Genomic DNA, 15,352 nt, shown 5'->3' with positions numbered 1-15,352 from the left:
TCGTTTCTCTCGCCAGGTCAGACGTGGCTGTTCGCCGTCTCGCGCACCTGTCGCTTATGACCGGGGGCATGGTGGTCATCGTGATCGTCGTTGACCAGCGGGACCTCCTTGCCGTCGCAGTCATACAGCTTGCCATTCTGGAAGTAGTCACCCTCGTTCAGCGCGGCGATATCCTGGTAGCGCAGGATGCGCTCGCTGGCCGCGACGAACACCGACTGCTGGTCCGAGTTGCCGGTCTTGAGGTGGTTGAACAGCAGGTTCAGGCCGATGGCCATGATGGCCGCCGAGCTGATGCCCGAGTGGAAGATGGTGGCGAACCAGCTCGGGAAGTGCTCGTAGAAGCTCGGTGCGGCGATCGGGATCATGCCGAAGCCGAGGGAGGTGGCGACGATGATCAGGTTCATGTTGTTGCGGTAGTCCACGCTCGACAGGGTACGGATACCGCTGGCCGCCACGGTGCCGAACAGCACGATGCCGGCGCCGCCGAGGACAGGTGTGGGCACCGCAGCGATCACCCGGCCCATCACCGGCAGCAGGCCCAGGGTCACCAGGATCAGGCCGCCGGTAGCCACCACATAGCGGCTCTTCACACCGGTCACGGCCACCAGGCCGACGTTCTGGGCGAAAGCGCTCTGGGTGAAGGAGCCGAAGATCGGCGCGATGACACTGGAGGCCATGTCCGCGCGCAGGCCATTGCCCAGACGCTTGGAGTCGACCTTGGTGCCGATGATCTCACCGACGGCGAGGATGTCCGCCGAGGTTTCCACCAGGGTCACCATGATCACGATCAGCATCGAGATGATGGCGGCGATGTGGAAGGTCGGCATGCCGAAGTGGAAGATCGACGGAATCGCCACCATCGAGCCTTCGGTCACGCGGGAAAAGTCGGTCATGCCCAGTGCGGCGGCGATCAGCGTGCCGATCACCATGGCCAGCAGGATCGACAGGCGCGAAATGGTGGAACTGCCCAGCTTGCTCAGCAGCAGGACGATCACCAGGGTCATGGCCGCTAGGCCGATGTTGGCCATACTGCCGAATTCCGGCGCCTTGGGGTTGCCGCCCATGGCCCAGCGCGCCGCGACCGGCATCAGCGTCAGGCCGATGGTGGTGATCACGATGCCGGTGACCAGCGGTGGGAAGAACCGGGTGATGCGTGAGAACACCGGGGTGATCAGGAAGCCGATGAACGACGCCGCCATCACCGCCCCGAGCACGGCGGGCAGGCCGCCACCCTCATAGCCACTGGAGAGGATGGCGATCATGGTGGCCACACCGGAGAAGGACACGCCTTGCACCAGCGGCAACTGGCAACCGAAGAAGGGCAGGCCAAGGGTTTGCAGGAGGGTGGCCAGGCCACCGGCGAAGAGCGAGGCGGCAATCAGCATGCCGACCTCGCTGGGGGAGAGCCCGGCCGCCTGGCCGAGGATCAGGGGCACGGCGACGATACCGCCGTACATGGTCAGAACGTGTTGCAGGCCGTACGCCAGGTTGGCGCCGATTCCGAGGTTCTCGTCTTCCGGGCGTGCTCCGGATGACGCTACAGCTGAACGATCATTCATGGCTGAGGACTCGCTTGTTTTTGTTGTGCGAGCACTGTAGACAAAATCCGTGGGGAATATCCACTGATTTGTATACATGTTTTTGTCCGGTGGTCCGAAAGCTGACCGATCGGTTATGCGGCGATGAATTGCGGGTGGCTCTGGGGCGGGGTTCTTGCGGGAGTGGCGGTGTCGATTTGTGTGTGCACTATGTTTTTATGTTTTGCGACCAAAATCGAAGTTTTTTGAGTGCAAAATGTGACGGAGGGTGTGAGGGCGACTGTTTTCGGGGCCTGGAGGAGGGGCGGCGTCTCCTGACAGTGTTCCGTTGCGTGATCCGGCCCAGCGTCGCGGAACCTTGTGGTTTCAGCCTGTACCCACCGGGGAGCGACGGTTTCGGCACCCGTAGGGCGTACAACCGTTCGCGGTTGTACGCCGTTACACTTTGGTCTGCCGCTGGCGCCAGAACTCGGCTCGGAGCGCCCTGAACCTGGGCTGATCGGCGTATAACGCGGAGCGTTATACGCCCTACGTACTGTCCCGCGTTCGCGGGAGTGACGGTGTTGTGCACAGACCTCCGCACACGTCATCCCCGCGAACGCGGGGAGCCAGAAAACAGCGCAGGAACGGACTTTGTCCGCGATCTTCTTCCGCCGACGATCAGGGCTGCGCTCAGACGGCTTCAGCCGTCCGTTGGCTGCTCGGCACAGGCCTCGTGCAACAGCTGGAACATCCGCATCACGAAACCGCATTCGAAGCTTTCCCGCTGGTGCCCCTTGCCACGCTGATAGCGCCCGTACAACAACGCATTCCAGGGCGCGACGTCGCCTCCCTCGGCGAAGCTGCGTTCCGCGGCCAGCATGCCCTGGCGTAGTGCCTCGACATGGTTGCGCTGCATTGGCGCTAACGGAATGGCGCGGCAATAAGGCGTTGCCGCTACCGAGGCGCGGGTTACCCGTTGCCGCAGACGTGATTGCCAGAACGCCTGTTCCACATGCCCCCGGACCTCCTCCAACAGCGCCAGTTCGCTTGCCGGCAGGCACTGGCGGACCTGAGCGAGACCCGCCAGCGCCGCCTCGTAGTGCTGTTGTGCGGCGTCGCCGGTGTGCGTCATTGGGCGTGTCTCCGAGCGTCGCGCGCATGCTGGTCCCATGCCAGCTCGTAGAGTTGCCGCGCCTCGCTCACCAGTGGTGCCAGCGCCGAGGCCAGTCGGGCGGTGGCGTGGATCAGGCCGCGGTCGGTGTCATCCTCCATCAGCCGGAGGAGGTCTTCGACGGCGGTCAGCCGCCGCAGCGCGGTTTCGTGAAGGTGGTCGGGCGGCGCCGATGCGTTGACCAACAGCACGTCGTCATAGGGCTGGGTGGCCAGCGGAACGTGGCGGAAGTCAGGCATGGTGCACCGCCGGGCGGAGGTCAGGGGAAAAGCGAAGGAAAGGGTGGTGCACGAGGGTGAAAGGGGGAAAGTGCATCTCCATTGCTCCTTGGACGAGTCAGGAGCCGCAACCCTTCCGTTGCTACACGAAGAGGGAGGCGGGCCGCGCGGAGGTAGCAAACCGGTGTCCAAGGAACCCGGCCCAGACCGAAGTCCGGCTCCGGCGGCCCGCCATAGATACGCGAAGCCCTTGGAATGAAATCCCCAATGCTTCACGGCTACGACGCTACCGCGCCTTGAACAAGTTGCTCGGGTTGCTACGCCCGACCGCAGCAGAACTGCGGCGAGGGGAGACTATCGACGGCGCTCGTAGGCCCACAAGGGTAAAGGATCGTGGGAGATTTCGTATGTATCACCTGGAACCCTTTCTGTACTTGCGCACGAAAATGACGACAGAACAACGCTTCGCCGCGATTAGCGATTTCCTATGAGCGGCGGGAAAGGGCAGTGCCTGAATGAGAGGTGCTTGCAGCTCATTTTGCTGCGTCGCGCTGTGGGCGATCGAAAAGGACGCCAAGCCGATGCAGTTCCCCGACGCCAGCGGCAAGAACCTGAACATGATGTACCCCGTCGACAACACCGACGGCACCATGCGTGAAACCAAACAGTTGCTACCGTCCACCAACGGCTACTACAACATTCCCAAGCAGGCCGATGGCTCAATCGAGATCTGGTTCGCCCCGGAGAAGCCCAAGGAAGTGCCCGGCGCGGCCTTCATCCAAACCATTCCCGGCCGCAACTTCCTGGTCGCCCTGCGCCTCTATGGGACCGAGGATGCGCTCTACGACCAGACCTGGAAACCCGATGACGTCGTCAACGTGAAGTAAGTCCACTCGGTGGGCGGGTTGGGGGGCCGGGAAGGGCCTCGACTCGCCTGTCGGTGCCGCGAAGTTGCCGGGAAATATGTTGTAAAAGTTGGTCGCTTTTCATCTTTGCAGAAGTGATTTAGCTGCGCCGCGCTATTCCCATTCTTGTCTTTTCCCTCCTTATGAAAACTTCCCCAGCTTATAACTGCGATGCAGTCTGGAAGTGAGTATCGAGAATCTACGATAGGCAGCGAATTGCCCCGTTGGATTTAATTGCCCGGCCGCGTGTCGTGGATGAAGAAGTCGATCCAGACGGGTTCTTTCTGTTGCGGATTTTCATTTATTCCACTCTCGGCTGATAACGCGCTGATTCCCGGGTCGGGAAGTTCGTGCCTATCTCAATCTGCTCATTTCAAGTTTGTACTGGGGGTGGTTATTGCCTCTGGTAAGGAGTTTTCATGCGTGTCGCAAAAGTGATTTCCACCCTGTTCCTGCTGTCGGCCCCAGTGCTGGCGTTTGCCGATGACAGAGGTCTGTATGTGGGTGGCGGTGTCACGCAGGGCGAGATCGATGAGTCCCGATTCGACGACAAGGACAACAGCTACAAGTTTTATGCAGGCTATCGCCTGAACAACTACCTGGCGTTCGAAGGCGCGGTCGTCGATTTCGGCGAGATGAGTGACGGCGACAAGAAATTCGAAGGCCAGTCGGTGCAGGCCAACGTGCGTCTGGGCGTCCCGATCGGGGAGCGTATCCGCCTGTTCGGCACCGCCGGTGTGCATGGCTGGCGTTCCGATGACGATGACGTAACCGGCAACTCCGAGGATCTGGACGCCTTGTACGGTTACGGCGCCGAGATGGACGTGCTGGGCGGCCTGGGCGTGCGCCTGGAGCAGGAGACCCTGAAGGTCGGCGATGTCGACCTCGACCAGACCACCCTGTCGGCCTACTTCCGCTTCTGATCCGCAGTACCCGGCAGCGCTCGGCCCAGCGACGCGCTGACCTCCTTCCTCAAGGGCGACCCCCAGGCGCCCGCTTGGCCCGCCGATTCCCCTGTCGGCGGGCGTTTTTTTTAATTTACGCGTGTTGTGTATTCTGATCGGACGTGCCAGTGTGTGCGCCCTGGCGGCCTTATTCGCCTTCGTTGCCATACTTCAGTTCCCGGGCTGTCCTCCGGGCGCCGATGAATGCCGCCGGCCGACGGTACACTCACACCCGTCGCGTAACAGAAGTACAAGAGAATAGAGATGAACACGCATTTTCTGACTTGCGCCGTCTGGGTCCGTCGCGACGCAGACCTCCACCCCTCCAACAACCTTCAGCCGACGGTGACAGCATGATCGAGGTAACCGAAGTTTCCATTGCGCAGCTGCGTGAAGCCCTGGAGTCGGGCCGCACCACCGCGGTCGAACTGGTCAAGGCCTACCTCGCGCGTATCGATGCCTACGATGGCCCGACCAAGCTCAATGCCGTGGTCGTGCGCAACCCCGAGGCCCTGAAGGAAGCCGAAGCCTCCGACGCCCGTCGCGCCCGTGGCGAGACCCTCGGACCGCTGGACGGCATTCCCTACACCGCCAAGGACAGCTACCTGGTGAAGGGCCTGACCGCCGCCTCCGGCAGCCCGGCCTTCAAGGACCTGGTCGCCTACCGCGATGCGTTCACCATCGAGCGCCTGCGCGCCGGCGGGGCCATCTGCCTGGGCAAGACCAATATGCCGCCGATGGCCAATGGCGGCATGCAGCGCGGCGTCTACGGCCGTGCGGAAAGCCCTTACAACCGCAAGTACCTCACCGCGCCGTTCGCCTCCGGCTCCTCCAACGGCGCCGGCACCGCCACCGCCGCGAGCTTCTCCGCCTTTGGCCTGGCCGAGGAAACCTGGTCGAGCGGCCGTGGCCCGGCGTCGAACAATGGCCTGTGCGCCTACACCCCGTCCCGTGGCGTGATCTCGGTACGCGGCAACTGGCCGCTGACCCCGACCATGGACGTGGTGGTGCCCTACGCGCGCACCATGGCTGACCTGCTGGAAGTGCTGGACGTGGTGGTCGCCGAGGACAGCGACAAGCGTGGCGACCTGTGGCGCCTGCAGCCCTGGGTGCCGATCCCTGCCGTCTCCGAGGTGCGCCCGGCGTCCTACCTGGACCTGGCTGCCGGCCCCGACGCCCTGAAAGGCAAGCGCCTGGGCGTGCCGCGCATGTTCATCAACAAGGATGAACTGGCCGGCACCAGCGAGAAGCCCGGCATTGGCGGCCCGACCGGCCAGCGCATCAACACCCGCGCCTCGGTCATCGACCTCTGGGAACAGGCCCGCAAGGCCCTGGAAGCGGCCGGCGCCGAAGTGATCGAAGTGGACTTCCCGCTGGTCTCCAACTGCGAGGGCGACCGTCCCGGCGCGCCGACCGTCTACAACCGTGGCTTCGTCAGCAAGGAATTCCTCCATGACGAGTTGTGGGAGCTGTCGGGCTGGGGCTTCGACGATTTCCTGCGCGCCAACGGCGATCCCAAGCTGAACAAGCTGGCCGATGTCGATGGCCCGCAGATCTTCCCCCACGACCCCGGCACCCTGCCGAACCGTGAGGACGACCTGGTCGCCGGCATGGACGAGTACGTGAACATGGCCAAGCGCGGCCTGAAGACCTGGGACCAGATCGAGACCCTGCCGGACGGCCTGCGCGGCCTGGAGAAGACCCGCAAGCTGGACCTGGAAGACTGGATGGACGGCCTGAAGCTCGACGCCGTGCTGTTCCCCACCGTGGCCGACGTGGGCCCGGCGGATGCGGATGTGAATCCGGAGTCCGCCGACATCGCCTGGAGCAACGGCGTCTGGGTTGCCAACGGCAACCTGGCGATCCGTCACCTGGGCGTGCCGACCGTCACCGTGCCGATGGGCGTGATGGCCGACATCGGCATGCCGGTGGGCCTGACCTTCGCCGGTCGCGCCTATGACGACTCGGCGCTGCTGCGCTTCGCCGCGGCCTTCGAGGCCACCGGCTCCAGGCGCCTGGTGCCGCCGAGCACGCCGCCGCTGGCCTGATCGGTTCGTCGCTGAAGAAAATGCCCGCCTTGTGCGGGCATTTTTTTTGATGGTCCGGGGTGTTTCGGTGCGGGAGTTTGCCCCTCACCCCAGCCCTCTCCCCGAGGAGAGGGGGCCTTACGGTGTTGACGGCCAATACCGAGTCAACCGGCGAGCGTTATCGTTCCCAGGTGCTCGGAACAGTCCCCTCGTTAGGGTGAGGGGGCGAAGCCCGGGACCGTCACTTGGCCGACTTTACATTCCCGTACCGTACTTCCTTGGACGGCGAGTACCCGTAGAACGAGGTGTAGCACTTGCTGAAATGGCTGGGCGAGACAAAGCCGCAGGCCAGCGCCACCTCGTACATCGGCAGGGCGGAATGCTGCAGCAGGCGCCGGCTCTCGGTAATGCGCAGTTCGAGGTAGTAACGCACCGGCGTGGTCCCCAACTGCTCCTGGAACAATCGCTCGATCTGCCGCTTGGATCGGCCGACGTACTGCGACAGCTGGTCCTGGCTCAGGGGTTCCTCGATGTTCGCGCTCATCAGGTTGATCGCCTCGCGCAGCGGCTCGCTGAACTTTTCGTGCAGGGCGGGGCGGGTGCGGCGGAAGCGCGATTCCTCGAAGGCGAGGATGTCGACGATGGCGTCCACCAGTTCGCGGCCGTGGCGTGCGTTGATCCACTCCAGCACCAGGTTGAAGGCGCCGGTGGGGCTGGCGGCGGTCAGGCGGTCGCGGTCGAGCTGGTAGCTCTCGCTGGTGACTTCGCTGTGCCGGGCGATCTCCGCCAGGGCCGCGCGGTGTTCGGGGTGGATGGCGCAGCGGTAGCCGTCCAGCAGCCCGGCCTGGCCGAGGAACCAGGCACCGTTCCACAAGCCGGCGAGGGTGATGCCCCGGTCGGCGGCGATCTGCAGCAGGCGGGTGAGTTCGGGCATGGCGCGCAGCGGCGTGCGCAGGCCACCGCAGATCACCAGCAGGTCCAGCTCCGCGAGTTGCGCCGAGTTCAGCGCGGCGCCGGGGCAGATCACCAGGCCGAGGTCACTGGTGACCGACTCGCCGTCCAGGCTGAAGGTCTGGGTGGCGAAGGTCTCGGCACGGATCAGGTTGGCGGTGACCAGGGTATCCAGCGCCTGGGTGAAGGCCGGCAGGGAAAAGTGTTCGAGCAGCAGAAAACCCACCCGCGCCTGGCGGGTGGGCTCCTTCTGTTGCTCGGCGATGAAGCGCAGGTTGCGTCCCTGCATGGCACCACTGAATTGCCGCCGTTCGACCAATCGCCACCTCGCTCGTCAGTTGCCGCCTCGCGGCGAATCGTGCCCGGATCAGCCGCCGGTCGCGGCGCGCTGGCGGAGCGCCGTTTCGCGCTCGCCGTGGCCCGCCGTGCGGCGGCTGGTCTGGCTCAGGAGGATGATGATAACGGTCAGCGCCAGGGTCGAGCCGACTTCCACGCGGTGTGCCGGCATGATGAACATCACCACCAGGATGAAGCTGATGATGCCGATCACCAGCCAGGTCAACCAGGGGAACAGCCACATGCGGAACACCAGCTGGTGGTTGCGCCGCCGCAGGATGCCGCGCATGCGCAGCTGCGACACGGCGATGGCGAGGTAGACGAGCAGGGCGATGGAGCCGGAGCTGGCGAGCAGGAAGTCGAACAGACGGCCCGGGGCGAAGAAGTTCAGCAGGGTGGTGGCCATGCCGATCAGGGTGCTGGCGATCACCGCCGCGCGCGGCACACCGGCCGCCGAGGTGCGCTGGATGAAGGCCGGCGCGTCGTTGCGCCGGCTCAGCGAATAGATCATCCGCGAGGCGATGTAGATCGAGGAGTTCAGGCAACTGGCCACGGCAACCAGCACCACCAGGTCCATCATCAGCTTGGCGTGGGGGATGTTCATCAGCTCCAGGGCGCGCTGGTAGGAGCCCAGTTCGACCAGCCTCGGGTCGTCCCAGGGCACCACCGAGATGATCACCGCGATCGACAGCAGGTAGAACACGCTGATGCGCCAGATCACCGAGCGGGTGGCCTTGGCGATGTTGCGGCTGGGGTCGCTGGATTCGGCGGCGGCGATGGTCACCGCCTCGGTGCCGATGAAACTGAACAGGGTGGTGATCAGCGCGCTGAAGATCGCCGTCCAGCCGTTGGGCGCGAAGCCGCCGTGCTCACCCATGATCCTCTGCAGGCCGCTGACCTCGTGGCCGGGCAGGATGCCGAGCAGGGCCGCCGCGCCCAGGCCGATGAAGGCCATGATGGCGACCACTTTGAGCATGGCGAACCAGAATTCGAATTCGCCGTACTTGGCAACGCTGAACAGGTTGGTGACGGTGAGCAGGAGCGTCATCGACAGGGCGAAGACCCAGGTCTCGACCTGCGGGAACCAGGTGTTGAGGATCACCCCGGCGGCGATGGCCTCGATGGGGATGACCAGCACCCAGAACCACCAGTACAGCCAGCCGATGGTGAAGCCGGCCCAGCGGCCGATGGCCTGGTCGGCGTAGGCGGAGAAGGAGCCGGTGTCGGGGCTGGCCACGGCCATCTCGCCGAGCATGCGCATCACCAGCACCACCAGCAGCCCGGAGAGGGCGTAGGCCACTATGGCGGCGGGCCCGGCGGCGGCGATCGCAGGGCCGGAGCCGACGAACAGCCCCGCGCCGATGATTCCCGCGATGGAAAGCATGGTTACGTGGCGGGGCTTGAAGCCCTGCACCAGATCGCCGTTGGTGCCTTTCGGACTTGGAGCACTCATGTGTCGGCCTTCTTATTGAAATTGTTCTTATCGAAGTCGCTGGGTCGGGTGCGCAGCCGCGGGTCGGGGCGATGTGGGAGCTTGGGGGCGCCGCGCGGACCGGCCAGCATCATGCGGGGCTCAAGCTATGCCAGATGGGCCTTCCGCCAGTTGTTCAGGATCGCCACGGGGATGACAAAAAACGACATGGCGCGCCGCTGGGTAGTGGCCATGGGCCGCTCTGCGACGGACTTTTTGCCGTGGGAGAAGGTCCATGGGGTGGTCGTTATTGCGGGGCGCACTGCGTTGCAAACGGGCAAAAAAATCCCCCGGCCACTGTGGCAACCGGGGGATGCGAGGACCGGAGCAAGGGATATCCGGTCGAGGTAGACGCAGGTCTTACAGGCGGATCAGCACCGATTTCAGCTCGGTGTAGTGCTCGATGGCGGCGGCGCCCATTTCGCGGCCAAGGCCGGACATCTTGTAGCCGCCGAAGGGCAGCGCCGGGTCCAGCGCGCTGTGGCAGTTGACCCACACCGAGCCGGACTTGATGCGCGGCACCATGCGGTGCACCGCCGCCAGGTCGTTGGACCAGATGCTCGCGCCCAGACCGTAGGGACTGTCGTTGGCCAGACGCAGGGCGTCGTCGATGTCGTCGAAGGGCATGGCGACCAGGACCGGGCCGAAGATCTCCTCCTGCACCAGCGGGTTCTTCTGGTCGACGTCGACGATCACCGTGGGTTTGACGAAGTAGCCGGGGCCGAACTGCTCGCCGCCGCAGGCGATGGTGGCGCCTTTGTCGCGGCCCAGTTCGATGTAGTCGAACACGCGCTTCTGCTGCTTGGCGGAGATCAGCGGGCCCATGTCGATGCTCGGGTCCAGGCCGTTGCCCAGCTTCATGCCGTTGGCGATGCCGGCGATGTCGGCCACCACGTTGTCGAAGTGCTTGCGCTGCACGTACAGGCGCGAGCCGGCGCAGCAGACCTGGCCCTGGTTGAAGAAGATGGCCTGGGCGGCGCCGGCGGCGGCGGTGGCGAGGTCGGCGTCGGCCATGACGATGGTCGGCGACTTGCCGCCCAGCTCCAGGGTCACGCGGGTCATGTTGTCCATGGCCGCCTTGCCGATTTCCTTGCCCACTGGCGTGGAGCCGGTGAAGGTCAGCTTGTCCACCAGCGGGTGGTGGGAGAGGGCGGCGCCGGCGGTGATGCCGGTGCCGGTGACGACGTTGAACACGCCGGCCGGGTAGCCGGCTTCGAGCACCAGCTCGGCGAGTTTCAGGGCGGACAACGGGGTTTCGTCGGCCGGCTTGAGTACCACCGAGCAACCGGTGGCCAGCGCCGGGCCGAGTTTCCAGCAGGCCAGCAGCAGCGGGAAGTTCCAGGCGACGATGGCGCCCACCACGCCGACGGCTTCGCGGCGGATGTAGCCGTGGAAGTCGCCTTCGGGCATCAGCGGCATGGACACGTCCACGGTGCTGCCTTCGATCTTGGTGGCATAGCCGGCCATGTAGCGCAGGAAGTCGATGGCCAACTGCACGTCCATCACGCGGGCGACGGCGGCGCTCTTGCCGTTGTTCAGGCATTCGAGTTCGGCCAGCAGGTCGGCGTCGCGTTCCATCAGGTCGGCGAGCTTCCACAGCAGATTCTGCCGCTCGCGCGGGCGGGTACGGCTCCAGGCCGAGTCGTCGAAGGCCTGGCGCGCGGCGCGCACGGCGCGGTCGACGTCAGCGGCGGTGCCGGCCGGCACCTGGCAGAGTACTTCGCCGGTGGCCGGGTTGCGCAGGTCCATCAGGGCGCCGTCGCTGGCGGAGGTCCAGTCGGCGCCGATCAGCATTTTCGGCGCGCGCTGCAGGAAGGCGCGGGATTCGGGCTTGATGGGCAGGGAAGCGAGCATTGCGATTGCCTCTTGTTGGTCTGTTCATGCTGCTGAGTTACGAGCAGGTTGAGGCGGAGCATCGCAACGGCTGTGCCAAGGCTTGTTTTTTAATTCAACTCTATGAATTTAAAGGATTTATTTTATTCTGGCGGCAATCGCGGGAAGGCTCGCTGTCGCACATTGCGACAGCGAGTGAGACGCGGGCCGGCCCCATGGGGATGGGGTTGCCTCAAGCGCAGCCGCTTCTTCATTCCTCCTGCCTGAGCCACGGGCACGCCGAGTCGCGGACATTGCGCGGCCCCACCAGTTCGGGCGTCTGCCCTGGAGAGCGTGCGGCCAGCGTATTGCCCACGCGGGTTATCAGGTCTTCGAAACTCAGGGTGCTGCCTGCGGCCCTGGCCCCGCGCAGCTGCTCGACCAGCGAATAGGTGAAGGCGCCATAGCTGGCGGTCCCCGCCTCGTATTCGCTGGCCTTCTGGTTTTCCCTGGCGGCGAACAGGAGCAAGGGCAGGTAGGGGCCGTTATGACCGTAGAGACGCCCCTGTCGCAGGAGGTGTCGGGTGTCGTCCGGGCGCAGTTCGGTGGCGGTGCCCTGGGTGCGGCGCTGCCGCTGGGGCAGGCGCGTCCCCTCGGCGGTCGACCGGGTGAAGTCGCGACTACCATCGTCCTGGGCATAGGGGCGCTCGTCCCATGCGCCGGAGGTCTCGTCCCACAGCAGGGCGCGGTGACGGATGTCGCTGGGCGCGGTGATGCCGCGAACGCGCCCGGTGCCACGGGTCATGCCGCTGGCGTAGCAGCAGTCGAATATCACGTTGAGCCTGGCGCCGCGTCCATCCGCTGAAAACGGCAGGTGACTGTAGAACTGGCGGAAGAGCTTGTCGGTGAAGTGGCTGGCGGTGTCGTTCCAGTCGAAGTCATACAGCACCAGGGTTTCATCCATGCGGTCCGCTTCGCGGCTGTAGTTGCTGGCCGGCAGGCGGGCGCCGTGGCCCGAGTAGAAGATGAGACGCTCATCCCCGGAGCGGGTGCCCTCGACCAGCCACGCGAGACGCTCTTCGAAATTGGCCCGGGTCGCGCGGGCGTCATGCAGCAGGCGGATGTCGGCGGCGTCATAGCCGCTCTCCTGGAGCACGCGGCTGATCAGGTAGGTGTCGTTGATGCAGCCGTTGAGACGCATGTCCGGGTTGGGGTAGTCGTTGATGCCGACGACCAGGGCCCGGAGCTTGCGCTGTCCGCTGCGGGACAGGAAGGCGGGGATCTCCAGGGCGCGATCGGCCACCGTGCTGCGGGCCAGCTGGGGCCACAGGCTGGCCTGGCTGGTGTCATCGTTCAGATAGGCGGCGCCCGCGTGGTCGAGATCGAGCAGATCGTCGCGCAGGGGAATCTCGAACTCGGTGGTCAGATCGATGCGCGCGGAGTCCGGCGAGGTGATGGGACGGGTGAATACGGGGTCACGGGGGTTGTACAGGTTGTACCAGCGGCGGATGCCCTTGTTGTTGTCGTGCAGGCGCATGACACGGCCGCCCCACACCTCGCGCATGACCACCGGATGGGCGATCTGCGAGCCGAAGCTGACGAACACCCGGCCGTCGATGGTATTCAGCGCCGCGCCGGGCTTGGCTACTGCGCGACGGAAGGCGTCGTAACAGATCAGGCTGCCCAGGCTATGGGCGAGGATGATCTGCGGCTGGAACGTGCGCAGGCAATTCATCAGGCGGGTGCAGAGCTGGGTGCGAAGGTCCGCGTCCTCCAGCCACTGGACCGTCATGCCCACCGTCCAGCGCAGCATCTGGTCGACGGGCACGCCCCATGAGCGTGTGCCATCGCCGCCCCGTTCGCTGGTCTCGTCCAGCAGCATGGCGAGCCCACGGGCGATCTGGGCGAAGTCCGGGCCTTCGCCGAACAGGTCGTCATAGCGGAGAAACACGATGTCCTCCGGCGCAATGCCTCGGCCATTGTGTGCCAGGTTGGCGCTGATCGCGGAGCGCCATTGCGCTTGCCAGCCGGGCTCGACGGTCCACTCTTCCTGGCTGGCATCGCCGTGGCCGACTCCGTGCAGGCAGAGCACACGCAGTCGCGCGGCCTCTGTCTCGGGCTGCGCTGCCCTGGCGGTCAGGGTCCTCGGAACAGAGGGCTGGCCGGAGGTGTTGAGCATCAGGTCCTGCAAGCGCCGAAGCTTCGCCTCCAGCTTGTCCGGGCTCGCCATCGACCGTTCACCACGGGACAGGGGCTGGCTGATCCGGTCGGCGCTGTCCTTCCAGGCCTGTGTCAGGTTCTGCCCATCGAAGTAGGCCAGTACGGTATCCAGTACCTGGCGGATGCTGGTGGCCAGCGGCGTTTCCGTACTCGTGCGGTAGTCGCATTCCGGGGCCGGGGTCGGGGCGAGCCGGAACGACTTGTCGAGCACCGCCGCGCTTCTCCAGATATCGGCGTTGCCAAAGTGTTCCGCCTTCTGGACCCGTCCGCCCAGTTTCTCTCGCGGCAACTTGAAGTGATCGCACAGGAAGGCCAGCAGGCTGGTGTGGTCGTAGTGCGCCCGGTCGCCGTTCCACTTCACCAGGCCCGGCTTGAGCCACGGCGAGGCGAGGATCGCCGGTACGCGGACGCCCAGGCGGGTGAACGGGAGCTTGCCGGTCCAGGTGACGTCCGCCGGCCGGTCGTCCGGAGCTACGGTCTCCGGTGGCACCACGTGGTCGTAGAAGCCGCCGTGCTCGTCGTAGAGCAGCACGAACAGGGTCTTTGCCCAGACGTCCTGATTTGCCAGCAGCGCGTTGAAGACGTCCCCGATGAAGCGGTCGCCGATCCGCAGGTCTTCGGAGGGATGATGCGAGTCGTTCGGGCCGAGGGTGTCGTACAGCAGCCCGTAGCCCGGTTCGATCCAGGACAGTTCCGGCAGGTTGTCGGCGATGACATCCGCTTTGAAGGTGTCGATGGAGGCATGCCGCAGGCCTTCCTTGATCATGGCGGCAAGGGGGAGCTTGCCGTTGGAGTAGATACGCGCGTCGTGCCCGTTGGCCTTGAGCAGGGAGAAGATGCTCTCCTCGCCGAACTGTGCGATCAGGCTCTTGATGCCCGCGAGCAGGGTGCCGTCGCCCGGCATGGTGACCCGCCCATGGCTGCTGCCGAGCATGGCGAAGAAGCGATTGGGCCAGGTGGGGCCGGGCACCGAGGAGAACCAGCGGTCGCAGACAGTGAAGTGCCGGGCGAGGCCCTGGATGGCCGGCAAGGGGTCGCTTGCCGGATCGGCGCCGAAGGGAACGAAGTTCATCGCCCGCTGGGCCATCGATTGCGCGTAGACCTTGTGGACCTTCAGATCCTTCCTGGCTTTTTCATAGGCGTTCTGGGCGAACCCGCCCATGCTCGGAGCCGCCAGATCGGAAGACTTTCCGTCGGTGAGCTGTTTCACCACGTCGGCGTATTCGTGGCCGAGATCGACTCCCTCGCGGTCCGTGCCGGGGGCGAGTTTCTCGCAGGGGGGAGGCGCCCAGAGGCTGAAGTCAGTGGGCAACTCCGCGGACTGGGTGATTTCTATGGGGGCTCCGCCGCTGGCCAGCGTGAGGGCATTGCTGCGTGGGGGCTTGTTGCGGTCCACGCCGTCGCAGTTCGGGTCGAGGCTCTTGTAGTCCCCCAGCAGATGATCGAACGAGCGGTTTTCCATCATCAGCACGACGACGTGCTTGATCTGACTCGGCCATTGGCTTGCCATGATTCCCTTCCTCTATGGATGGATACGGCGTCTGCCAGCGATTACGTCAGCGGTACCGGCAACGCCTCGCGTAGATCAGTGGAGCGAAGTTGTCCGACAGGCGAATTCAGGGCGTCGTCGAGACGCCTGGGCCTGATTTTTCAAGAGGGGTTGGAAGCTTCACGCTAGTGACACATGGAAGTCCTGTCCAATCACCGCCCGCTCGCATTGCGCGGGCGTGCGGGCGGAAGCCGAATCGGGGGTATTGGAAAGCGGTGGAGCGGGCGC

General features: G+C 65.0%; 10 protein-coding genes. 3 read left to right on the top strand and 7 right to left on the bottom strand.

Annotated features, from left to right (window positions below; genetic code table 11):
- Nucleotides 1-17: 17 nt before the first annotated feature.
- The 3 genes from ACNFBT_RS25915 to ACNFBT_RS25905 form a co-directional block, all read right to left on the bottom strand.
- Nucleotides 18-1,559, bottom strand: a complete 1,542-nt coding sequence (locus tag ACNFBT_RS25915; RefSeq protein WP_416753592.1) for a nucleobase:cation symporter-2 family protein — start codon at nt 1,557-1,559, stop codon at nt 18-20.
- 661 nt (nt 1,560-2,220) lie between these two features.
- On the bottom strand, nt 2,221-2,652 hold the full coding sequence (locus ACNFBT_RS25910) for a hypothetical protein (RefSeq protein ID WP_416753591.1): 432 nt from the start codon (nt 2,650-2,652) through the stop codon (nt 2,221-2,223).
- Entirely contained in the window at nt 2,649-2,930 is a 282-nt protein-coding gene (locus ACNFBT_RS25905; protein ID WP_416753590.1) for a hypothetical protein, read from the bottom strand. Before ACNFBT_RS25905 ends, ACNFBT_RS25910 begins: the two co-directional genes overlap by 4 nt.
- A gap of 560 nt (nt 2,931-3,490) precedes the next feature.
- Between ACNFBT_RS25905 and ACNFBT_RS25900 the strand changes: the two genes are divergently transcribed.
- The 3 genes from ACNFBT_RS25900 (at nt 3,491) to ACNFBT_RS25890 (ending at nt 6,806) form a co-directional block, all read left to right on the top strand.
- Nucleotides 3,491-3,796 (top strand): DUF1214 domain-containing protein, encoded by a 306-nt coding sequence (locus tag ACNFBT_RS25900; protein ID WP_416753589.1) that lies wholly within the window; start codon nt 3,491-3,493, stop codon nt 3,794-3,796.
- A 437-nt stretch (nt 3,797-4,233) separates the two neighbouring features.
- Nucleotides 4,234-4,737 carry a porin family protein gene (locus tag ACNFBT_RS25895; RefSeq protein ID WP_416753588.1) on the top strand — a complete coding sequence of 168 codons (504 nt, stop codon included), beginning with the start codon at nt 4,234-4,236 and terminating at the stop codon, nt 4,735-4,737.
- 374 nt (nt 4,738-5,111) lie between these two features.
- Complete coding sequence (locus ACNFBT_RS25890; RefSeq protein WP_416753586.1) at nt 5,112-6,806, top strand: amidase; 1,695 nt, start codon at nt 5,112-5,114, stop codon at nt 6,804-6,806.
- Between the two features lie 220 nt (nt 6,807-7,026).
- Here ACNFBT_RS25890 and ACNFBT_RS25885 read toward each other — a convergent pair whose 3' ends face one another.
- The 4 genes from ACNFBT_RS25885 to ACNFBT_RS25870 form a co-directional block, all read right to left on the bottom strand.
- The gene (locus ACNFBT_RS25885) at nt 7,027-8,025 is read right to left on the bottom strand and encodes a GlxA family transcriptional regulator (RefSeq protein WP_416753584.1); all 999 of its coding nucleotides are present in this window, start codon (nt 8,023-8,025) and stop codon (nt 7,027-7,029) included.
- Nucleotides 8,026-8,103: 78 nt separating this feature from the next.
- Nucleotides 8,104-9,525, bottom strand: a complete 1,422-nt coding sequence (gabP, locus tag ACNFBT_RS25880) for a GABA permease (protein ID WP_416753583.1) — start codon at nt 9,523-9,525, stop codon at nt 8,104-8,106.
- Between the two features lie 378 nt (nt 9,526-9,903).
- On the bottom strand, nt 9,904-11,397 hold the full coding sequence (locus ACNFBT_RS25875) for an aldehyde dehydrogenase family protein (protein ID WP_416753581.1): 1,494 nt from the start codon (nt 11,395-11,397) through the stop codon (nt 9,904-9,906).
- A 229-nt stretch (nt 11,398-11,626) separates the two neighbouring features.
- Nucleotides 11,627-15,085, bottom strand: a complete 3,459-nt coding sequence (locus ACNFBT_RS25870; RefSeq protein WP_416753580.1) for an alkaline phosphatase family protein — start codon at nt 15,083-15,085, stop codon at nt 11,627-11,629.
- Nucleotides 15,086-15,352: the final 267 nt, after the last annotated feature.

It is taken from the genome of Pseudomonas sp. NY15181, assembly GCF_048068055.1.
Lineage (GTDB): Bacteria > Pseudomonadota > Gammaproteobacteria > Pseudomonadales > Pseudomonadaceae > Pseudomonas.
The sequence above is the reverse complement of the archived record's forward strand: the minus strand, read 5'-3'. Positions and strand labels throughout refer to the sequence as shown.

Excerpts from the sequence above, each read along its gene's own strand:
- ACNFBT_RS25915 (WP_416753592.1), bottom strand. The coding sequence starts at position 1,559 with ATGAATGATCGTTCAGCTGTAGCGTCATCCGGAGCACGCCCGGAAGAC.
- ACNFBT_RS25910 (WP_416753591.1), bottom strand. The coding sequence starts at position 2,652 with ATGACGCACACCGGCGACGCCGCACAACAGCACTACGAGGCGGCGCTG.
- ACNFBT_RS25905 (WP_416753590.1), bottom strand. The coding sequence starts at position 2,930 with ATGCCTGACTTCCGCCACGTTCCGCTGGCCACCCAGCCCTATGACGAC.
- ACNFBT_RS25900 (WP_416753589.1), top strand. The coding sequence starts at position 3,491 with ATGCAGTTCCCCGACGCCAGCGGCAAGAACCTGAACATGATGTACCCC.
- ACNFBT_RS25895 (WP_416753588.1), top strand. The coding sequence starts at position 4,234 with ATGCGTGTCGCAAAAGTGATTTCCACCCTGTTCCTGCTGTCGGCCCCA.
- ACNFBT_RS25890 (WP_416753586.1), top strand. The coding sequence starts at position 5,112 with ATGATCGAGGTAACCGAAGTTTCCATTGCGCAGCTGCGTGAAGCCCTG.
- ACNFBT_RS25885 (WP_416753584.1), bottom strand. The coding sequence starts at position 8,025 with ATGCAGGGACGCAACCTGCGCTTCATCGCCGAGCAACAGAAGGAGCCC.
- gabP (WP_416753583.1), bottom strand. The coding sequence starts at position 9,525 with ATGAGTGCTCCAAGTCCGAAAGGCACCAACGGCGATCTGGTGCAGGGC.
- ACNFBT_RS25875 (WP_416753581.1), bottom strand. The coding sequence starts at position 11,397 with ATGCTCGCTTCCCTGCCCATCAAGCCCGAATCCCGCGCCTTCCTGCAG.
- ACNFBT_RS25870 (WP_416753580.1), bottom strand. The coding sequence starts at position 15,085 with ATGGCAAGCCAATGGCCGAGTCAGATCAAGCACGTCGTCGTGCTGATG.